16 protein-coding genes are annotated in these 21,095 nt (G+C 66.3%); 5 read left to right on the top strand and 11 right to left on the bottom strand.

Going from position 1 to position 21,095, the window contains the following annotated elements; all coding sequences use genetic code 11:
• Positions 1-19: 19 nt before the first annotated feature.
• The 4 genes from AC1DEZ_RS14425 to AC1DEZ_RS14410 all read right to left on the bottom strand — a co-directional run bounded on the left by AC1DEZ_RS14425 (position 20) and on the right by AC1DEZ_RS14410 (position 4,090).
• The gene (locus AC1DEZ_RS14425; protein ID WP_441512272.1) at positions 20-850 is read right to left on the bottom strand and encodes an ABC transporter permease; all 831 of its coding nucleotides are present in this window, start codon (positions 848-850) and stop codon (positions 20-22) included.
• 4 nt (positions 851-854) lie between these two features.
• Positions 855-1,745, bottom strand: coding sequence for an ABC transporter permease (locus AC1DEZ_RS14420; protein ID WP_441512271.1), 891 nt, complete (start codon positions 1,743-1,745; stop codon positions 855-857).
• On the bottom strand, positions 1,742-2,809 hold the full coding sequence (locus tag AC1DEZ_RS14415) for an ABC transporter ATP-binding protein (RefSeq protein WP_441512556.1): 1,068 nt from the start codon (positions 2,807-2,809) through the stop codon (positions 1,742-1,744). The genes AC1DEZ_RS14420 and AC1DEZ_RS14415 overlap by 4 nt, the downstream gene beginning before the upstream one ends.
• A gap of 90 nt (positions 2,810-2,899) precedes the next feature.
• A complete protein-coding gene (locus tag AC1DEZ_RS14410; RefSeq protein WP_441512270.1) occupies positions 2,900-4,090 on the bottom strand; it encodes an extracellular solute-binding protein in 1,191 nt (396 codons plus the stop codon).
• 14 nt (positions 4,091-4,104) lie between these two features.
• Between AC1DEZ_RS14410 and AC1DEZ_RS14405 the strand changes: the two genes are divergently transcribed.
• On the top strand, positions 4,105-4,947 hold the full coding sequence (locus AC1DEZ_RS14405) for a GntR family transcriptional regulator (RefSeq protein ID WP_441512269.1): 843 nt from the start codon (positions 4,105-4,107) through the stop codon (positions 4,945-4,947).
• A gap of 47 nt (positions 4,948-4,994) precedes the next feature.
• Complete coding sequence (uxuA, locus tag AC1DEZ_RS14400; protein WP_476779832.1) at positions 4,995-6,188, top strand: mannonate dehydratase; 1,194 nt, start codon at positions 4,995-4,997, stop codon at positions 6,186-6,188.
• 167 nt (positions 6,189-6,355) lie between these two features.
• Here the strand turns inward: uxuA and AC1DEZ_RS14395 are convergent, their stop codons facing one another.
• The 6 genes from AC1DEZ_RS14395 to AC1DEZ_RS14370 form a co-directional block, all read right to left on the bottom strand.
• Positions 6,356-7,036, bottom strand: a complete 681-nt coding sequence (locus AC1DEZ_RS14395; RefSeq protein ID WP_441512267.1) for an urease accessory protein UreE — start codon at positions 7,034-7,036, stop codon at positions 6,356-6,358.
• A 108-nt stretch (positions 7,037-7,144) separates the two neighbouring features.
• The gene (locus tag AC1DEZ_RS14390; protein ID WP_441512555.1) at positions 7,145-8,182 is read right to left on the bottom strand and encodes an ABC transporter substrate-binding protein; all 1,038 of its coding nucleotides are present in this window, start codon (positions 8,180-8,182) and stop codon (positions 7,145-7,147) included.
• A 95-nt stretch (positions 8,183-8,277) separates the two neighbouring features.
• Complete coding sequence (locus tag AC1DEZ_RS14385) at positions 8,278-9,162, bottom strand: DUF1003 domain-containing protein (RefSeq protein ID WP_441512266.1); 885 nt, start codon at positions 9,160-9,162, stop codon at positions 8,278-8,280.
• Between the two features lie 129 nt (positions 9,163-9,291).
• On the bottom strand, positions 9,292-9,711 hold the full coding sequence (locus AC1DEZ_RS14380; protein ID WP_441512265.1) for a hypothetical protein: 420 nt from the start codon (positions 9,709-9,711) through the stop codon (positions 9,292-9,294).
• A gap of 66 nt (positions 9,712-9,777) precedes the next feature.
• The gene (locus tag AC1DEZ_RS14375) at positions 9,778-10,674 is read right to left on the bottom strand and encodes a PfkB family carbohydrate kinase (RefSeq protein WP_441512264.1); all 897 of its coding nucleotides are present in this window, start codon (positions 10,672-10,674) and stop codon (positions 9,778-9,780) included.
• 4 nt (positions 10,675-10,678) lie between these two features.
• Positions 10,679-11,128 (bottom strand): VOC family protein, encoded by a 450-nt coding sequence (locus AC1DEZ_RS14370; protein WP_441512263.1) that lies wholly within the window; start codon positions 11,126-11,128, stop codon positions 10,679-10,681.
• A 92-nt stretch (positions 11,129-11,220) separates the two neighbouring features.
• Here AC1DEZ_RS14370 and AC1DEZ_RS14365 point away from each other — a divergent pair, with 92 nt between their 5' ends.
• From AC1DEZ_RS14365 to AC1DEZ_RS14355, 3 genes are all read left to right on the top strand, one after another.
• The gene (locus tag AC1DEZ_RS14365; RefSeq protein WP_441512262.1) at positions 11,221-12,666 is read left to right on the top strand and encodes a cation diffusion facilitator family transporter; all 1,446 of its coding nucleotides are present in this window, start codon (positions 11,221-11,223) and stop codon (positions 12,664-12,666) included.
• Between the two features lie 171 nt (positions 12,667-12,837).
• On the top strand, positions 12,838-15,483 hold the full coding sequence (pepN, locus tag AC1DEZ_RS14360; RefSeq protein ID WP_441512261.1) for an aminopeptidase N: 2,646 nt from the start codon (positions 12,838-12,840) through the stop codon (positions 15,481-15,483).
• Positions 15,484-15,709: 226 nt separating this feature from the next.
• Positions 15,710-18,007 carry a PAS domain-containing sensor histidine kinase gene (locus AC1DEZ_RS14355; RefSeq protein WP_441512260.1) on the top strand — a complete coding sequence of 766 codons (2,298 nt, stop codon included), beginning with the start codon at positions 15,710-15,712 and terminating at the stop codon, positions 18,005-18,007.
• A gap of 123 nt (positions 18,008-18,130) precedes the next feature.
• Here AC1DEZ_RS14355 and AC1DEZ_RS14350 read toward each other — a convergent pair whose 3' ends face one another.
• On the bottom strand, positions 18,131-21,088 hold the full coding sequence (locus AC1DEZ_RS14350; RefSeq protein WP_441512259.1) for a bifunctional [glutamine synthetase] adenylyltransferase/[glutamine synthetase]-adenylyl-L-tyrosine phosphorylase: 2,958 nt from the start codon (positions 21,086-21,088) through the stop codon (positions 18,131-18,133).
• Positions 21,089-21,095: the final 7 nt, after the last annotated feature.

Raw genomic sequence — 21,095 nt, 5'->3', positions numbered from 1 at the left:
TGCACGCCGGCTCGTCGGCTCACTTCTTGGCGCGGGCGACGATCTGCGTTGGGTTGACGAAGCGCAGAGCGATGATCAGCCAGATCAGCGTCGTGATCATGTAGATCACGGCCATGGCGTCGATCGACTGTACCGCGCGCACGCCGGCAGCGAAGACCGCGTAATACAGCGCGACGACGAGTGTCTGGCTGGTCGGGCCGGCCGTCAGGAAGGTCAGCTCGAACATCGCCAGCGTCCGCACCAGCACCAGCAGCAATGCAGCGAGGATGCCGGGCATCAGCAGCGGCAGCAACACATGCACGAAGAGCTTGAAGGTGTTGGCGCCGAAGACGCGCGCCGCCGACTCGATCTTGGTGTCGATCTGCTCGATGAAGGGGATCATCACCAGGATGACGAAGGGCACGGTCGGCACGAGGTTCGCCAGCACCACGCCCGACATCTGGCCGGCGAAGCCGGTCTGGTAGAGCACGGTCGCGAGCGGAATGCCGAAGGTGATCGGCGGCACCAGCAGCGGCAGCAGGAAGAGCAGCATCACCAGCTTCTTGCCCGGGAAATCCCGCCGCGCCAGCGCATAGGCCGCGGGCACACCGATCAGCCCTGAGAGCGCCACCACCAGGAAGACGATCTGGAAGGTGACCAGCAGCACGTCGTGGAGCTGGAATTCCGACCAGGCGGCCGAATACCAGCGCGTCGTCCAACCGGCCGGCAGCCAGGTGCCGAGCCAGCGCGTCGCGAAGGAGGACGTCACCACCGTCGCGATCATCGCGAAGAGGTTGACGATGAAGAAGCCGATTAGCGTCCAGTTGGCGGCTGCCCAGAGCTTCGTCGAGAGACGTGTATCCTTGACCATCGGCTCAGCCCTTTCCGCCGCCGGCAGGGCCGCGATAGAGCAGGCCGCGCGCCGCCAGCACCACGACGACGATGGCAAGCTGAACCATGCCCATGATCATCGCGACGGCGGACGCCATCGAGTAATCGTATTCCTCGAAGGCCGCCTGATAGGCCGCGATCGAGATCACGCGGGTCGGCCCGGCCGGCGCGCCGAGCAGCACCGCCGAGGGGAAGACCGAGAAGGCCTGCACGAAGCTCAGGCAGAAGGTGATGGCGAGGCCCGGCAGCAGCAGCGGCAGGAGAATGTGCTTGAAGCGCTCCCAGGGGCCGGCGCCCAGCGTCGCGCCCGCCTGCTCAAGCGCCGGATCGATGCCGGAGAGGTAGGAGAGCGTCAGCAGGAAGGTGAAGGGGAAGCCGGTGATGACCAGCGACAGCATCACGCCCCAGTAGTTGTGAAGCAGCTTCACCGGGGTCGAGATGAGGCCGAGCGTCATCAGCGTGCGGTTGAACCAGCCTTGCGGGCCGAGATAGTTCAGCAGGCCTTGAGCGACGAGCACGGTGCCGAGCGTGATCGGGATAACCAGGATGGTCGTCAGCAGGCGCTGGTTCTGCATCAGCCGGACGCGGAAGGCGACCGGGATCGCGAGCAGGAGCGTCGCGACCGTCACCGGCAGGGCGAGCCACAGCGTGGTTCCGATCGTCCCATAGAGGAAGGAATCGGAGAAGAAGCGCTGGTAGTTGGCGAAGACGCCGCCGGCCTTCGGCTCGAAGGAAAGGACCAGCCCGTAGAGGAACGGGTAGATGAACAGCGCCAGCAGGAACAGGATCGCCGGCACGACGAGCAGGGTCAGCCCGTCGAAGCCACGGGCGGCCAGCCTCTGCTTCAGCGGAATGGAGGAGAGGTCCGTGCTCACGCCGCCCCTCCGTAGACGAGGACGCGTTCCGGATCGGCGGTCAGCGTCACCGCCTCGCCCGGAGACAGCTTGTCACGGGCCAGGAAGGAGAGGTCGGTACCGTCAGCCATGCGGGCGAAGCCGACGAACTCGCGGCCGCGGAACTCGGTCGAGACCACCTTGGCCTTGAGGCCGGGCTGGCCGGATGCCACGGGATGCAGATCCTCCGGGCGGATGGCCAGAGTGCCGTCGGAACCGGCCGAGACCGCAGCGCGGGCGCGGCCCGAAAGCTGCGCATCGCCGACGGCTACAGTCGCCCTGCCCTCGCCTGCCGAGACGACCTTGCCCTTCACCTTGTTGCGGAAGCCCATGAACTCCGCGACGTCGAGATGGTCCGGCCGCAGGAAGAGGTCCTCCGGCGTGCCGACCTGGCGAACCTGCCCGTCACGCAGCACGACGATGCGGTCGGCGAGCGAAAGCGCCTCCTCCTGGTCGTGGGTGACATAGATCGTGGTGGCGCCGAGCGTATTGTGGATGCGGCGGATCTCGGCGCGCATCTCCAGGCGCAGCTTGGCGTCGAGGTTCGAGAGCGGCTCGTCCATCAGCACGAGCGGCGGCTCGACGACGATGGCGCGCGCGATGGCGACACGCTGCTGCTGCCCGCCCGAAAGCTGGCCGGGCAGCTTCTCGGTCTGGCCCTGCAAATGCACCAGCGCCGCGGCTTCCGCCACGCGCTTGTCGATCTCGGCGCGCGGCATGCCGCGCATCTTGAGGCCGAAGCCGATGTTCTTGTTCACCGTCATGTGCGGGAACAGGGCGTAGTTCTGGAAAACCATGCCGAAGCCGCGTTCTTCCGGCCGCAGCGGGTCAATGCGCTTGTCGTCGAGCCAAATGCCGCCGCCCGTCGCAGGCAGCAGGCCGGCAATCAGGTTCAGGGTCGTAGACTTGCCGCAGCCGGAAGGCCCGAGCAAAGCGATGAACTCGCCCTTGCCGATCGTCAGCGAGACGTCCTTGAGCGCGTTATGGGTGCCGAAGTCACGGCTCAGGCGGTCGAGCTTGAGCTCGCGGAACGAAGCTGCGTTGATGGTCATGGCTTCCGGATGATCTGAGAGCGGGGTCGAAATGCCCGGCGGCGGACTTCGAATTACGGCCGAAGCCCGCCGCCGTGACCGGTCTTACTTCTTCTTGGCGCCGCCGACCTGCTCGTCCCAGATGCGGAAGGCGACGACCATCTTCTCCGGATCGAGCGGCGTTTCCATCGGGTTATCGGCGATCAGCTTCTCGTATTCGGGGCGGCCGAACTCGGCGATGGCCTTCTGGCTGGAAGCCGGCGCCATCGAGAGCGGCACGTCCTTCACGGCCGGACCCGGATAGAAATAGCCTTCGTCATAGGTGAAGGCCTGCTGCGCGGGCGTCAGCATGTGACGGACCAGATCGAGCAGAACGGCGAGCTTCTCGTCGGACACACCCTTCGGGATCATCATGTACTGGGCGTCGGTGACCCAGTGGAAACCCTTGAGCGCCTGGATCTTGGCTTCCTTCGGCACGATGCCGAGCACGCGCGGGTTGATGTCCCAGCCCGTCGTGCTGACGATGATGTCGCGCGAGCCGTCGCCGAGTTCCTTCATCGTCGCGCCGGTGCCGCCCGGATAGTACTCGATGTTCTCGCCGAGCTCCTTCAGATAGGCCCAGGTCTTGTCCCAGCCCTTCTCCGGATCCTTCGGGTCCTTGTCGCCGAGGATGTAGGGCAGACCCATGATCCAGGTGCGGCCGGGGCCCGAATTGGCCGGGCGGGCATAGAGGAAGCGGTTCTTGTTCTGCTTCGTCCAGGCCAGCAGTTCCTCGGCCGTGGTCGGCACGTTCTTGACCTTGTCCGGCATGTACTCGAGCAGCGGGCCGGAGGGGTAATAGACCATCGCCATGGCCTGGCCCTGCCCGAGATTGTGCATGGCGAGCGCCGGCTTCAGGAGCACGTCGTCGGGCTTCGGCAATTCGGAAGCGAAGCGCGGGAACAGCTCGATCCAGAGCTTCTGGTCGATGCCGGCGGAGAGCACGTCGAGACCGCCGATGACGAAGTCGATGTCGGAACGGCCGGCGTTCTGCTGAGCCTTCAGCTTGGCCGGCAGCTCGGGCGCCGGAGCCTTGGTGAAGACCATCCGCGAGACGGCCTTGGGGTTTGCCTTGGCGTAATTCTCAAGCGGCGTCTGAACCAGCGCCAAGGCGCCGCCGACGTCGATGATGCTGATCGTGAGCGGCGATGCCGGCAGCTTGAGCTGCTGCGCGAAGACGCCCGGCGCCTGCATTGCTGCGCCGAGACCGGCGACGCCACCAATGAAATGGCGCCGATTGATGCTGTCCTGAGCCATGTTTTCTCCTCCAGATGCGGATGCCCGCTTCTTCAGCTTTTTTATGTTCCGACGGTCCGGCCGCCGCATCCGGAGCCCGCCTTGCGACCCGGGAACCTGCCAAGTTGACGCAGCCCCCGGTTGATCGGTATCCTAGTATACTAGTCATCAAGAGCTTGGCAATGGCCCACCCTGCAGCCCGTCATAGCACGGATCAGATCTACAGCGTGCTACGCACGGACATCATCAGCGGCGCGCTGAAGCCCCGCGAATCGATGTCCGAGGCGCGGATGGCGCTGCGCTTCGGCGTCAGCCGCACCCCGGTGCGGGAAGCGTTCAAGCGGCTTGTCGACGAGGGCTTCCTGGTCGCGGTGCCGCAGGTCGGCACCTTCGTCGCGCCGATCGACCTCGCCGCCGTCCATGACAGCCAGTTCGTCCGCGAGACGCTGGAATGCCGCACCGTGGTGCTCGCCGCCCAGTGCATCGGCGACGCCGACCGCCGCCGGCTCGAAGCGCAGATCGAAGAGCAGGCGGAGGCCGTGCGGCGACAGGACCGGTCCGAGATTTTCCGCCTCGACGAGGTGTTCCACGCCGAAATCTCGCGCATCGCCGGCCACCGGGCCGTCTGGAGCATGATCGAGGGCGTGAAGGCCCAGATGGACCGGGTGCGCTGCCTCTCCCTCGAAACCCCGTCCTGGTCCGAGGTGATCCTGCACGAGCACAGGATCATCGCCGCCTGCGTCATGAAACATGACGCAAAAGGCGCGGAGGCCGCGATGCGCGCGCATCTGCGCACCGTCTTCGCGACGATCGACACGATCGCGAAGGACCATGCGGACGCATTCGACGATTCACGCCTCGAGCACGATGCCTCCTGAGGCCCATCCGCCCCGATAAAGCGATTTTTCTCGAAGGATTACCGACAATGGAACAATGCTGGCGCTGGTTCGGGCCGGACGATGTCGTGACTCTGGCTCAGGCCAGGCAGGCCGGGGCGACCGGCATCGTGAACTCGCTGCACCAGATCCCCTACGGCGTGGTCTGGAGCGTCGAGGAGATCGAGAAGCGCCAGGCGATCATCCGCTCGGACAAAAGCTTCGGCCTGGAATGGAAGGTGGTCGAAAGCCTGCCKATCCATGARAGCGTCAAGATCGGCGAAGGCGATCTCGAAACCGTCTTCGAGAACTACCGCCAGTCGATGCGCAACCTCGCGGCCTGCGGACTCGAGGTGATCTGCTACAACTTCATGCCGGTGCTGGACTGGACCCGCACCGAGCTGGCCCACAAACTGCCCGGCGGTGGCACGGCACTGCGCTTCAACCTGCATGAATATGTCGCGCTCGATCATTTCATGCTGAAGCGCAAGGGCGCCGAGGAGGGGCATTCGGCCGAGGTGATGGACAAGGCCAAGGCCTGGTTCGACAAGTCCTCGCAAGCCGATCGCGACCGGCTGCTCTCCAGCGTCATGGCCGGCCTACCCGGCGCCTTCGACCGCTACGACCTGCCCGGCCTCGCCCGCATCCTCGAGCGCTATGCCGGCATGACCCATGACAAGCTGCGGGCCAACCTGAAGCGTTTCCTCGAGGCGATCATCCCGACCGCCGAGGAAGTCGGCATCCGCATGTGCATCCACCCGGACGACCCGCCGCGCTCGCTCTTCGGCCTGCCGCGGATCTGCTCGACCGAGGACGACATCGCCTTCATCCTCGCGGTCGATTCCCCGTCGAACGGTCTCACACTGTGTTCCGGCTCGCTCGGCGCCAATCCGAAGAATGACGTGCCCCGCATCGCGCGACGCTTCGCCGACAAGATCTGGTTCGCGCATCTGCGCAATGTCGCCAAGGACCCGGATGGCTCCTTCATGGAAGCCGAGCATCTCGGCGGCGATACCGACATGGTCGCGCTCATCGACGTGCTGATGGCCGAGGAGCAGCGCCGCCGTGCCGCCGGCATCCCGCATTGGCGCATCCCGATGCGCCCCGACCACGGCCACGAGTTGCTGGACGATGTCGGCAAGGGCAGTTTTCCGGGCTACCCGGCCGTCGGGCGCCTGCGTGGCCTCGCGGAGCTGCGCGGCGTGATGACCACGCTGGCGCAGCTCAAGGGTTACGCTGCGTGAGATGCGAAAGGCGGGCTAAAGCCCGCCTTTGCAATAGCTCAAGATAGTCCAAAGCCGTCATTCTCGGGCGAAGCGTAGCGGAGACCCGAGAAACGCTTTCAGGATAAAAAGCCCCTTTTGGCCGGAAATGCTCGGGTCAAGCCCGAGCATGACGCGGTATCGGCGCCTCAGTGATCGTGGGAATGGCCCTTGTGGCCATCGGCGGCGCCATGGCCGCGACCATGATCGTGATCGCCGTGGCCGTGATGGTCGTGATCATGGCCGCAGCTCTCACCATGAGCGTGATGGTGCTCATGTGCGTGATCGTGGCCATGGTGCTCGTGATGATGCCCATGGCTGTGGTCATGCCCATGATGGGCATGCCCATGATCGTGATCGTGATGATCGTCCCCGCAGCCGCAGTCATCGCCGTGGGCGTGATGGTGGACCTCCTGCTCCGGCTGGAACGGGCGCTCGACATCCGTCATCGAACAGCCCTGGCCGCGAACCAGCTCGGCCAAAGCGGGATGACTGGGGATATAGAGCGCGTCGGGCGTCATTTCCGCCGGGACATGATGGCCGCCGAGATGCCAGGCGAGGCGCACCAGCCGCAGCGGGTTCTCGGCACGGACTTCAAGAAGGCTTTCAGGAGCGGCCTTGACCTGCACGAGGCGGCCATCCTCCAGCTTCAGCGCATCGCCGTCGTTCAGCGTCGCAGGCTTGTCGAGATCGATCGCGAATTCGAGCCCGCCTGCAGCCGTCACGGCGACGCCGTTGCTGTTGCGGCCCTGATATCCAAGGCTGAGCGTATCGACGACGCGCTCGGCGCGAACAGCGGCTTTGCGAAGGACGGAAGTGGCGCGAAGCATATGCAGCGATCCCATGGCTGGGGCTGGAGCGCGAGGCTTCAAGCCCGGACCGGAGCTTAGTAGCACAAACCGAGGGGCGCGCTACCAAGCTCGCGGGATCGTGGGAGGTCAGCGCGGCAGCGCCTTGACCTCGGCGTCGAACTTCTTGAGCAGGCGCGAGCGCTCGGCCGGCGAGCCCCAACGCGGCGTGTCGTAGTCGATCAGCTTCATCTCGGCGAATTTCGGCGCGTCCGGCGAGAGCAGCGCGTTCTTGTTCGACGGGATCGAGTTGATCTTCAGCTTCGCATTGATGTTCTGCGCATCGGGCGAGAGCGTGAAATCGACGAATTTGCGCGCGGCTTCAGGGTTCTTGCCGCCCTTGATGATCGAGACCGATCCGGTCTCGTAGCCGGTGCCCTCGCAGGGGGCGACGGTCTCGATCGGCGCGCCCTGGAGCTTCTGCGTCAGCATGTCATGGATGAAGGCGATGCCGACCGCCGTCTCGCCGAGCGCGGCCGCCTTCACCGGTGCGATACCGGATTTGGTGTACTGGCTGATGTTCTTGTGCAGGTCCTTGAGGAATTCGAAGCCCTTCTCCTCGCCGAGGCGCTGCACCGTCGTCGCCAGGAAGACATAGGCCGTGCCCGACGAGCTGGGATCAGCGATCTGGACCTCGTCGCGCAGCTTGGGATCGAGCAGATCGGCCCAGCATTTAGGGGCGGCGATACCCTTCTTCTTCAGCACCTCGGTGTTGTAGCCCACACCGAGAGCGCCGAGATAAATGCCATTGGTGCGGAACTTCGACTGCTCGGCATGGCGCTGCGCCCAGTCATGCAGCTCCGGCAACTTCGGCGACTTGTACTCGTCCAGAAGCCCTTCGTCGGCCGCCTGCAGATGCGGCTCGCCCGGCCCGCCCCACCAGACATCGCCGCGCGGATTGCTCGCCTCGGCCTTGACCTGGGCATAGACCTCGCCAGTGCTCTTTCTGATCATCGAGACCTTGATCCCGGTCGCCTTCTCGAACATCGCCGCGCCTTCGCGGCACTGTTCTTCGAGGATCGAGCAATAGACCGTGACCTGCCCCTGGGCGAAGGCCGGCTGGGCAGCGGCCGCAAGCACAAGGCCGGCAAGCAGCGCGCCGGCAGGCGCGAAACGCGAAGCGAACATCATTTTCCTCCATCAGATTCGTTTGCCGACGAAGAAATCGGCCGACCAATGGGGAGTCAAGGACCAAGCGGAGCCATCGAATGCGACTGCGCCCGCTAGGCTTTCCGCTCGGGATTGGCCAGAGGAAGCGCGTCTGCTTCCTGTTCTGCCACATCGGCCGGCACGGCCCGCTTCTTCTTGGCGGCCGGTTTCTTGCGGCGCTTCGGCTTGGCCTTCGGCAGCTGCGTATCCTGCAATATCTCGAGCTGGACCTGCTGGATCTCGGCGAGGCGCTGCCATTGCCGCGTAATCAGATGGTCCATCTTCTCATGCAAATGCCGGATTTCGAGCTCGGCCTTCAGATTGACCTGATAGTCGTTGAGCGAGCGCAGCCGGTCCTTCGTTTCCTGCCGCTTCTGGCTCATCATGATGATCGGCGCCTGCACTGCCGCAATGCAGGACAGGACGAGATTGAGCAGGATGAAGGGATAGGGGTCAAAGGCCTTGCCCTCCCCGATCGCGGCGTTGATCGCCATCCAGACGACAAGCACGATGCCAAAGCTGATCAGGAAGGCCCAGGAACCGCCAAAGCTCGCGAGATTGTCGGATAGGCGTTCGCCCAGCGTGCGATGCTCCTCGAAATCGTCCTCGACGTTCTCGGCGATGGTCTCCTGTCGGGCGATGCTCTCGGCCACCTCCCGATCGAGGTCGGAATATTCGCCGTGCTCCTCGCGCAGGATCTCCTCGACATAGCGGGTCCGATAACGCGCCAGCTCCTTCAGGCTGATCAGCGCGTGGTCGGGCAGATCCGGAAAGTCGGCGCGGATGTGATCGACGAGCGCGGGGCGCAGCGTGCCGATCTCGATGAGGTTCCTACGGGCCATATCCTGGCCGCTGATGGCGCAGATGCCACGCTTCTTGCCGAGCGGACTGTGGGACGTTGGCGGCTCGATCACGGGGACCGGCGGCACAGCTGGAATTTCGCTCTCCAGATTTGTCATGCGTGCATCATGCCTCTTCCCCGTCGCGGCGCTCGGCGCCGCGTCCGGTCATTTTCCTGCGAGCAGCTCGCCGCCCGGAAATGCCCGAAGGAACCGACTCCTCCGGGCTCCGCTCAGCCGATACCAGACTCAGGCCTTCAGCTTTTCGTCGTCTTCGGCATCTTCCGCCGAATCGTCGTCCTCGTCATCCTCGTCTTCATCATCGTTCTCGGCCGCCTCTTCCTCGTCCTCTTCTTCGTCCTCTTCTCCGGCGTCGAGGTCGAGATATTCGTAACCGAAGACGATCTCGCCGGTTTCGGGATCAAAAGCGCTGACCGAGGAATCCTCGAAGGCTTCGATCAGCAATTCGGCATCATCGGGCCCATCGACCTCGAAGCGACGCACCACCTCCTCGCCGTCTGCCTTGAGGACAAGTTCGATCGACCAGCCCCGCCCGGTGGTGTCGTAGATGCATTTCAGACCCTGGATCGCCAGCATGATGCTCTCTCCTGAGATTGATCCGATGCGCGGCTGCGCATCGGCCAGATGCCCGAGCTGCGTGACGGACATGCGACGCCCCGGAGAACGCCGACAGGAGAACGGAAGCCGGGCCGAAGGCGCCCACCGGCAATCGGGCTATCGCGACGCCTCAGCCAGGAAACGCTCGACCTCGTCGCGGCCGGGCGCGCCGCTGCGGCCGCCGAAGCGGGTGCACTTGATGGCCGCCGCGGCGGAGGCGAATCGGATCGCGTCAGCTTCCGCCTGCCCCTCTGCGAGCGCCAGGGCGAAGGCGCCGTGCCAGACATCGCCCGCGCCCAGCGTATCGACGGTCTCGACGGGAAAAGCCGGGCTGTGGCGAACCTCGCCCTGCTCGACATGGAGCACGCCTTCCTTGCCGAGCGTCACAGCCAGCCAGGTCGGGACATCCGCCGCCACCTTCGCGAGCCCGGCTCGCGGATCCTCCTCGCCAGAGAGCTCGCGCAATGCCTGCTGGCTGAAAGCGACATGGCTCGCCGTCCCGACGAGCTCCGGATGAGGCGGCCTGCGGTCGCCGTCGAGCACGCCGGGAACACCGGCGGCGCGGGCGAGCTTCAGCGCCGCCAACGCCCCCTCGCCCCAGCGCGTGTCGGCGAGGACGGCGTCGGCTCCTTCCGGCAAGCGCGGAGGCAGCCAATCGGCGTCCTCCGGCATCGCCGGGTCGGAATGGGAGATCACCATGCGCTCACCCTCGGCATCGACGAGGATGGCGGAGACCGGCGAGGTCAGGCCGGCGACGCGCCTTGCAAAAGCGGCGTCGACGCCCTCCGCCTTCAGATCCGCGACGATCTGGTCGCCGGTCAGATCGTCGGCGAGGCGCGTCGCCAGCCAGCAGGCGCCGCCGAGCCGCGCGATCGCGACGGAGGCGTTGCCGGCGCAGCCGCCGCCGACCACGGCGAGCCCGCGCGAGCGGTATTTCTCGCCGCGGGTCGGCATGGCCTCGACGCTGTAGACGTAGTCGAGCGTGGCGATGCCGAGGCAGAAGACGCCGGCCAAGATCTCACCAGGCCCCGGTGTTCGGCATGCTGGCCCAGGGTTCGGCCACAGGCTTCGGATCGCCCTTCTGCAGCAGCTCGATCGAGATGTTGTCGGGCGAGCGAATGAAGGCCATGTTGCCGTCGCGCGGCGGACGATTGATGGTGACGCCGGCCTTCATCAGCTTCTCGCAGGTCGCGTAGATATCGTCGACCTCATAGGCGAGATGGCCGAAATTGCGCCCGCCCGTATAGGTTTCCGGGTCCCAGTTATAGGTCAGCTCGAGCGTCGGGCGGCCGCGCGAGGCGCCGGCCTTGGCCTCGGCCAGATCGTCGGACGCGGCGAGGAAGACCAGCGTGAAGCGGCCCTTCTCGCTCTCGATGCGGCGGGTTTCGACCAGCCCGAACTTGTTGACGTAGAAATCGAGCGCCTGATCGAGATCGGTCACGCGGACCATGGTGTGGAGATATCGCATCGTCTTTCCTCGTTGAGCGGGAACAGGGTTGATCCTTTCTCTAATTCGGGCAAGAGCTGCCGCGTTCCAAGGTACGCCAAGCAGGACGAGCCATGACGACAACGCAAGACGGCCCATTGATGGCGCCGCCTGAGCGCGCCACGCCCGCCCAGATCGCACAGATCAAGCAGCGCGCCGCGATCCTTTCGGTGATGGCGACCATCCTGCTCACGGCAGCGAAAATGGTCGGCGCCATCATTTCCGGTTCGCTCGCCCTGCTGACCGACGCGCTGCAGGGGCTGGTCGATGTCGGCTCGACGCTGTTCACCTGGTTCGCCGTGCGCGCCTCGGACAAGCCGGCCGACGACGAACACCATTACGGGCATGGCAAGGTCGAGGCGCTGGCGGCGCTGGTCGAGACCGCGATCCTGTTCACGCTTGCCGGCGCGATCCTGTGGGAGGCCGGCAGCAGGCTGTGGCACAACCTGATCGAGCACGTCGCGGTGACGCCGCTGGTCATCGGCGTGATGCTTCTCTCGATGACGGTCGACGCCATCCGCTGGCGCTCGCTCACCAAGGTCGCAAAGGAGACCGGCAGCGAGGCGCTCGCCGGTGAAGCCACGCATTTCTCGGCCGATTTCGTCGGCTCGGCGCTTGTTCTCGCCGGCCTCATCGGCATCTGGTACGGCTTCGAGCGCGCCGACACGGCCGCCGCCTTCGCCATCGCGGCCTACACCGCCTTCTCGGCCTTCCGGCTGGCCCGCCGCGTCCTCGACACGCTGATGGACACAGCACCTGAAGGTGTCACAGAAAAGCTGCGCGAGGCCGCGCGGCGCGTGCCAGGAGTGGTCGGGATCAATTGGCTCAGGGTCCGGCCCGCCGGCGGGCGTGTCCATGGCGAGATCGGCATCAGCGTCTCGCGGACGCTGCCGCTTGACCGCGTCACCGCGATCAAGGCCGAGCTCGGCGGGGCCCTGCTGAAGGCCGAGCCCGATGCCGAGATCACCATCACGGCCGATCCAGTCCAGGTCGATGACGAAACGGCGCTGGAGCGCGTGCTCCTGATCGCTCTCAAGCTGAAGATCCCGGTGCACCATGTCACGGTCCACAGCATCGGCGGCAAACTCTCGGTCAGCCTGGACATGGAGGTCGATGCCAACCTGCCGCTCGGCGAGGCGCACGAGATCGCGACCCGGCTCGAAAGCGCAATCCGGGCGGAATTCGGCGGCGAGACGGAGGTCGAGACCCATATCGAGCCGATGGAGACCGGCCAGCCTCATGGCCACAACGCCGCCTGGGAGACTGTCGAGGATATCGGCAAGGCGCTGGCAGGCGAGACTGCGAAGCTCGGCGGCCCTATCCACGACATCCACAGCGTGCGCGTGCGCCAGACAGCCAAGGGGCTGGTGGTCAATTATCACTGCCGCGTCGACCCGGCCCTGAACGTGGTGGCCGTGCATGATGCGGTCGATGCGATCGAGCGGGCGGTGCGGATCGCGCGTCCGCAGGTCTGCCGGCTGGTCAGCCATGCCGAGCCGGCGGTTTCGGCCGGTTCCTAGCCGTCATTCTCGGGCGAAGCGAAGCGCAGGCCCGAGAATCTCTTTCCCGAGGGGCCTCCAAAACCTCCTTGTCATGAGATGCCCGGGTCAAGCCCGGGCATGAAGGCCTTGTTTCCCTCCCGAGCCGGCATGCTCTAGAAACGCTCCCTGAACTTCGCCATCAGGGCTCCCATGCGCAACGACGATGCTCCGCTGATCCGCCTCGAGGATTACCGCCCCTCCGACTGGCTGATCGACACGGTCGATCTCGACATCAGCCTGCAGCCGCAGAAGACGCGCGTGCGCGCCCTGCTCGCCTTTCGCCCCAATCCGGAAGGGCAGCCCGGCGCGCCGCTCAAGCTCGACGGCGACGAGCTGGCGCTGAAATCGCTCGCCCTCGACGGCAAGCCGCTCGATGCTTCCGCCTATACGGCGACGCCGCAGGCGCTGACGATACCAAGCCCGCCGCCGCATGATTTCACGCTGACCATCGAGACCGAGCTCGATCCGTCCGCCAATACGAAGCTGATGGGGCTCTACCGCTCGTCGAAGGTCTATTGCACCCAGTGCGAGGCCGACGGCTTCCGCCGCATCACCTATTTCCTCGACCGACCCGATGTGATGAGCGTCTACACGGTCAGGCTGGAAGCGGCGAAGGCCGAGGCGCCCGTCCTGCTCTCGAACGGCAATCTCATCGCCACCGGCGAAGTGCCGGGCACGGACCGGCATTTCGCCCTGTGGCACGACCCGCATCCGAAGCCGGCCTATCTCTTCGCGCTGGTCGGCGGCGCGCTCGACCATGTCCGGCAGGACTATGTCACGGCCGACGGCCACAAGGTCGAGCTCGCCGTCTATGTCGAGCCCGGCAAGGCCGGACGCGCGGGCTGGGCGCTGGATTCACTGGTCCGCTGCATGCGCTGGGACGAGAAGGTCTTCGGCCGCAACTATGATCTCGACGTGTTCAACGTCGTCGCCGTGTCGGATTTCAACATGGGGGCGATGGAGAACAAGGGCCTCAACATCTTCAACGACAAATACGTCCTGGCCGACCCGCAGACCGCGACCGACGGCGACTATGCCTCGATCGAGGCGATCATCGCGCATGAATACTTCCACAACTGGACCGGCAATCGCATTACCTGCCGCGACTGGTTCCAGCTCTGCCTGAAAGAAGGGCTCACCGTCTTTCGCGACCAGGAATTCTCCGCCGACGAACGCTCGCGCTCGGTGAAGCGCATCGCCGACGTTCGCACGCTGCGCTCGACGCAGTTCTCGGAGGATGCGGGCCCCCTCGCCCATCCGGTGCGGCCGCGCGCCTACAAGGAGATCAACAACTTCTATACACCGACGGTCTACGAGAAGGGTGCGGAGGTCATCCGCATGCTCAAGACGCTGATCGGCGACGAAGCCTTCCGGCAGGGCATGGACCTCTATTTCGAGCGCTGCGACGGCACGGCGGCGACGATCGAGGAATTCCTCGCCTGTTTTGCGGAAAGCTCGGGCAAGGACCTCGGCCATTTCGCCCGCTGGTACGAGCAGGCCGGCACTCCGACCATCGTCGCCTCCGGCCGCTATGACGCTGCGACCCGGCGCTATACGCTCGACCTGGCACAGAGCACGCCGCCGACGCCCGGCCAGAGCGACAAGCAGCCCGTCGTCCTGCCGATCAAGCTCGGCCTTGTCGGAGCCGGGGGCGATCTGCCGCTGCAGACGCAATCCAATGCCTATGCCGGCGATGGCCTCGTCATTCTCGACAGCGCCTCGCTCTCCGTGACCTTCGACAATGTCGACGAACCGCCGATCCCTTCGCTGCTGCGCGGCCTCTCAGCGCCCGCACGGCTGGAACTCGATCTCGCGGACGCCGATCTCGTCAGGCAGTTCTCGGCGGACAGCGATTCCTTCAACCGCTGGCAGGCCCTGCAGACCATCGCCATCCGTGCCCTCGTCGCGGCCGGAAAGCCCGGCGCGGCCCGCAGCGCGCTCAATGCGACAGCCACCGGGCTCGGCCGGGCGCTGGACGGCTTCCTTAAGGCCGAAGCTCTGGCCGACCCCGCCTTCGCCGCGCAGGTGCTGCGCCTGCCGGCTCCCGCCGACATCGCACGCGAGATCGGCCGCGACGTCGATCCGGACGCGATCTTCAAAGCTCACCGGAGCCTGTCGGCCGCTATCGGAGCGGCCGTCCTCCCACAGCTTCCGCCTTTGCGAGAGGCGTTGGCGACAAAGGGCACGTTCAAGGCGGACGCCAGCTCCGCCGGGCGTCGCGCACTTCGCAACGAACTGCTCGGGCTCGCCGCTCTCGCCACCCCGGCAGAGGGCGCCGCTCTGTGCGAGGAGCAATTCGCTTCCGCCGACAACCTGACCGACCGACTGGCAGCGTTGGCCGCGATGACGCTGATCCCCGGCGAGCGACGCGAAGCCCTGATCACCCGTTTTGCGGCGGCCTATGCCGGCGAGCCGCTCGTCCTCGACAAATGGCTGATGGCGCAGGCGCTGATCGCCGAGCCCGAGACGCTGGAGCGGGTCAAGCAGCTGATGCAGCACCCCGCCTTCTCGCTCGGCAATCCGAACCGGGTGCGGGCGCTGATCGGAGGGTTCGCGGCCAATCTCACCCAATTCAACCGCGCCGATGGCGAGGGCTACGACTTCGTCTGCGACATCGTCATCGCGCTGGACAAGACCAACCCTCAGGTCGCCTCGCGCCTCCTCGGCTCGTTCAAGAGCTGGCGCATGCTGGAGCCCGGCCGCAAGCAGCTGGCACAGGAGGCGTTGAGCACCGTCGCGCGGATGCCGAACCTGTCGCGGGATGTCGCCGACATCGCCGAAAGAGCCCTCGCCTGAGCCCGTCTTCCCAAAGGTTAACGGCGACCTGTCCAATTCATTAACGTTTCATTACCCGCGCAGGATTCATCGGATAAGCAACACAACCTAAAGGAGAATTCTGGGCTCCCAACGCAACTCAGGGCTAGACAAAACCGGGCTCTCGGATTCAACTGACTGTGATTCGCGGGGATGCGGCACGTCTCCCGATCTTACTGACGGTAATGTTTTCCGAAGGGGGACGGGCATGTCGCGTGCCAACGCGGATTGCGCACCTGTGCGCGCCGATACGATTCTGGGTGTAGCGAGATCGCTGACCCATCCGTTGTATCAGCGCTTCGAGGGTTTCGAGCCCGCACTCAGAACTGCGATCCCCGTCCTGGTCGGGTTCTTCCTCGTCATCCTCGGCGCCGGCGCGATCATGCAGACATCCGCGATGCGCGACGACGCGCTCGTGGATGCCGCCGCCGATATGGATCTGGTTTCCGCGCTGGTCGCCCGCGAGCTCGACACTGCGACGCTCGCCGGCAAGGAGCCCGCGGCGGTGCTCGCCGGGCTCACGGCCCGCCACCTCGCCGCCCATGGCCGCATCGTCCATGTCAGCGGCGCCGACGGGCGCGTCATCGCCAGCGAGCCCGTGATCGGCCAGACGCAGCGCAGCCTCACCGACTTCCTCGGCCAGACCCAGCCGCTCACCGTCTTCGGCGACCGCGCCGGCGTGATGCGCATAGCCCTGCCCAACGGCGCCGAGGTTTTCGCGAGCGTGCGCAACCTCGCCGCCCCGCTCGGCCAGGTCGCGGTGCTGCAGCCGGTCTCGCGCGCCCTCTCGGTCTGGCAGATCCGCCGCTCCGGCCTCGCCATCCTGTTCGGCGCGGCGGGCCTCGTCCTCGGCGTCATCACGCTGGCCTTCATGCTGCAGTCGAAGCGCGCCCGCGCCGCCGACGAGGATTGCGACTGCGTGCGCGAACGCATCGACACCGCGCTCAACCGCGGCCATTGCGGCCTCTGGGACTGGGATCTCGCCCGCGGCCGCATCTACTGGTCGGATTCGATGTATGCCCTGCTCGGCTACGACCGCGCTGGCGAATACATGTCGTTCGGCGAGGTCAGCAGCTTCATCCACCATGAGGACGTCGACCTCTACGCCATCGCCGATGCGGTGAGCCGCGGCGAGGCCAGCCATCTCGATCAGGAATTCCGGGTCCGCGCGATTTCGGGCGAGTGGATCTGGCTCAAGGCCCGTGCCGAGCTCGTCATCGATCGGCGCACCCGCTCGCGCCACCTCGTCGGCATCGTCGTCGACATCTCCGAACAGCGCCGCATGGCCGAGCGCACCGCCACCGCCGACGCCCGCCTGCGCGATGCGGTCGAGGCGATCTCGGAAGCCTTCGTGCTCTGGGATGCCGACAACCGGCTGATCCTCTGCAACGCCAAGTACCAACAGCTCCACCAGCTCCCGGCCGAGGCCCTGCAATCGGGCACGAGCTATGACGAGATCATGGAGCGCTCGGCCCAGCCGCAGATCGATCAGGAGCCGATGCGGGTCCAGCGCGGCGCCGCCGGCGCCACCTCCTATGAAGCGCGGCTCTCCGACGGGCGCTGGCTCCAGATCAACGGCCGGCGCACCAAGGATGGCGGCTCGGTCTCGGTCGGCACCGACATCACCAAGCTGAAGCAGCAGGAAGAGCGCCTGACCCAGTCCGAGCACCAGCTCCTGATGCACGTCACCGACCTCAAGGCCTCTCGCCAGAAGCTGGAAGCCCAGGCCCAGCAGCTCGCGGATCTAGCCGAGCGCTACCTCGAACAGAAGGCGGCGGCCGAGAGCGCCAACCGCGCCAAGTCCGAATTCCTCGCCAATATGAGCCATGAGCTGCGCACGCCGCTCAACGCCATCATCGGCTTCTCCGAGATCATGGAGAACGGCCTGTTCGGCCCGCTCGGCGAGAAATACTCCGACTACGTCCGCGACATCCGCTCGAGCGGCGGCTATCTGCTGGGGATCATCGACGATGTTCTCGACATGTCGCGCATCGAATCCGGCAAGATGCGGCTGGAGAAGTCCGAGATCGCCATCGGCCCGGTGCTGGATCAGGCCCTGCTCAAGGTGCAGCCGGAGATCGAGCGCAAGCAGCTGATCGTCAATCTCGAGGGCCCGCTCGACACCCATCTCGAGGCCGATCCGCGCGCGCTCTACCAGATCCTCGGCAACCTGCTCGACAACGCCGCCAAGTTCACGCCGGAAGGCGGGCGGATCGCGGTGCGTACCCGACATGTGCCGGGCGCGCTCAACATCTTCATCGAGGACACCGGCATCGGCATCCCCAAGGAGAAGATCGACCGCGTCGGCCGGCCGTTCGAGCAGGTCGAGGGCGATCTGGTGCGCAGCTACAAGGGCTCGGGCCTCGGCCTCGCCATCGCCCGGTCGCTGGCCGAGCTGCATGGCGGCTCGCTCAGGCTGCGCTCGGCGATGGGCGCCGGGACGATCGTGATGGTGCATCTGCCGCTCGACGGCGGCGCCGAACGCGTCACCGCGCAGGCGGCCTGAGCCTAAACCGCCTCCGGCGGCCGCCGCCTCGCCATGCTCGGGCCAGACCCGGGCATCTCCTGCCGGAAGTGGCTCCTGCGTCCTCTCGTCATGAGGGTCCCGGGCCTGGCCCGAGCGTGACGCCTAGTTTCCCTTCCGGGCCTCTCCCAGCACGCGCGTGAAGATCGCCCTCACCGCTGCGCGCACCTCGTCCAACTCCGCCTTCAGCACCTTGGCGTCGGGCCGTCCGACCGCCGTCGCGATCCGCCGCAGCACCCGAGGTGGCACGGCCTTGGGATCGAACGCTTCCTCCACCGTGAAGCGCTGCCAGAGCTGGACGTCGCCGATCAGGCGATGTGCATCGAGCAACATCGAAGCATCCCCGTCAGAGAGCAGCCCAGCCGCCCGCGCGGCGGCGAAGACGGAGGCCGTATCGTTGACGATCAGGCCGGGATGGTCGCTGGCATAGGCCAGCAGCAGGAACTGGGCGAGGAAATCGAGATCGGTCAGACCGCCGGCAGCCAGCTTCAGGTCCCAGGCGTCCTTTTCGCCCTTCTCCTTGGCGATCAGGGCCCGCATTTCGGCGACGGCAGCCGCGACCTTGGCAGGCGCGCGCTTGCGGGAGAGGATCGCCCGGATCGACGCTTCGGCCCGCTTCGCCAGCCCGGCGTCGCCGGCGACGACGCGGGCGCGGGTCAGCGCCATCTCCTCCCAGATCTCCGCTTCACCGGTGTGATAGGCTTCGAAGCCGGCGAACTGCGTCGCCGCCGGGCTTTTGTTGCCGGTGGGGCGCAAGCGCATGTCGACCTGATAGAGCGTGCCGCGGCGCGTCGGCACCGTCAGCGCCGCGACCAGCCGCTGGGTGAAGCGGATATGCCAGGTGACAGGATCGAGGCTCTTGGCGCCGCTGCTCGGCCCGGCATCCTCGGGCCGATCGTAGAGCAGGATGAGATCGAGGTCGGATGACGGCGTCAGCTCTCCCGCGCCGAGCCGGCCGAGCCCGAGCACGACCGTCTCCGCCCCGTCGATTACGCCATGATCGGCAGTGAAAGACGCGCGCGTATCGGCAAAGGCCACGCGCAGGCAGGCTTCGGCCACGGCGCAATAGGCCTGACCTGCTCCTTGTGCCGGATAGACGCCGGAGAGCAGCCGCGCGCCCACGAGGAAATTCTCCTGACGGGCGGCGTCACGGAGCCGGTCGAGCCCGTCCTCTACGCTTGGCGGCGGCGAGCCGACATAGCTGCGGATGCGGCGTTCCAGCGTGTCGACATCGAGCACCGCCTGCCCGAATGCCGGGTCGATGACCCCGTCGAGCACATGCGGATGCAAGGCCGCGACCTTGGCGAGGCGCGGCGCGCTGCCGAGGATCTCGGCGAAGAGCGTCAGCAGGGAATCATGCGAGCGCAGCAGCGTCAGAAGCTCGACCGCTGCCGGCATCCGCACGAAGGCGTTGTCGAGATGGGCGAGCGCGCCGTCGGGATCGGCGGTGCGGCCGAGCGCGACCAGCAGCGCCGGTGTCAGCTCCGTCAGCACTTCGCGGGCGCGGGCGCTGGTGACGGCGGCGCGGCGGCCGAAATGCCAGCCCCGCACCGTCTCCGCCGCCGTCATGCCATCGCGGAAGCCGAGCTTGCCGAGCGTCTCGACCGTCTCCGGGTCGGGCTCGGAACCGGTGAAACTCAGCGTCCCGGCTTCCGAGGCAAGGCTCGGCCCTTCCTCGAACAGCAGGGCATAATGGCCCTCGATGGTCTTGGCATGGGCCGTCAGTTCCTTGCCGAAGGCGGCGGCGTTGGCATAGCCGCAGAAACGGGCGAAGGCGTCGAGATCGCCCGCCGCCTTCGGCAGGGTCTGGGTCTGCTCGTCGTCGCGCATCTGCAGGCGGTGCTCGATGGTGCGCAGCCAGCGATAGGATTCGGAAAGTTCGTCGCGTGCCTGCGGCGTGATCCAGCCTTCGTTCGTCAGCTCCTTGAGCATGTCGAGCGTGCGCGGCCCCCGCAGCGCCGGGCGGCGGCCGCCGAAGACGAGCTGTTGCGTCTGGACGAAGAACTCAATCTCGCGGATGCCGCCGCGGCCGAGCTTCACATTGTGGCCGGCGACGGCGATGGTCTCGTGGCCCTTCACCGTCTGGATCTGGCGCTTCATCGCATGGATGTCCGCGATGGTCGCGAAGTCGAAATATTTGCGCCAGATGAAGGGGGCGAGATCCTTGATGAAGCGCAGGCCGAGATCGGTGTCGCCGGCGATCGGGCGCGCCTTGATCATGGCGGCGCGCTCCCAGTTCTGGCCCACGGTCTCGTAGTAGGAATAAGCCGATGGCAGCGCGATCGCGACATGGGTCGAGGCGGGGTCGGGTCGGAGCCGCAGGTCGACGCGGAAGACGTAGCCGTCCGGCGTGCGCTCCTGGATGATGCGGGCGATCTGCTGGGTGAGCTTGACGAAGAAGCTCGACGGCTCGCCGACGCCAGCGGCCTCCGCCGCCTCGGGATCGAAGAAGACCACGATGTCGATGTCGGAGGAATAGTTCAGTTCCCCCGCGCCATGCTTGCCGAGCGCCAGCACGACGAGGCCGGAGCCGGGCCCCGGATTGGCGGGGTCGGCCAGATTGATTTTTCCGAGATCGGCGGCCTGTCGCAGCACATGGTTGGTCGCGAGGCGCACGGCCATGTCGGCGGTCGCAGTCAGCGCTGCCGTCACAGTCTCGACGTTCCAGACGCCGCCGATATCCGCGAGCGCGATCAGGAGCGCCATGGCGCGGCGGAAGCGGCGCAGCTCGCGCATCAGGTCCGCGGTCTCGCAGCCAGCCCCGGCAAAGGCTTCGATCCCGGCGAGCAGTGCGTCACGACGCGCCTCGGGCGCTTGCGTCAGGCAGGCGAGCAGGGCCTCGGGATCGAAGCGCACGACCTGGGAGAGGAAGGGAGAATGCGCGAGCACACCGGCGACCAGAGCGGCGCTGCGCGGATGTTCGGCCAGATGAGTCTTCAGCGCCTCGGCCGCCGCCTCGTCGTGCAGCCGCTCGATCAGCTCGCGCGCCAGCAGCGCCTCGGCCTTGGCGCGTGCCGGCAAGACCGGTGCCGCACCCAGCCTGTCACAGAGCCGCTCAACCATCGCACAC

Source organism: Allobosea sp. 10L422, from assembly GCF_056395345.1.
Note: the sequence above shows the minus strand (reverse complement) of the source record. Positions and strands in the feature narration are given on the sequence as shown.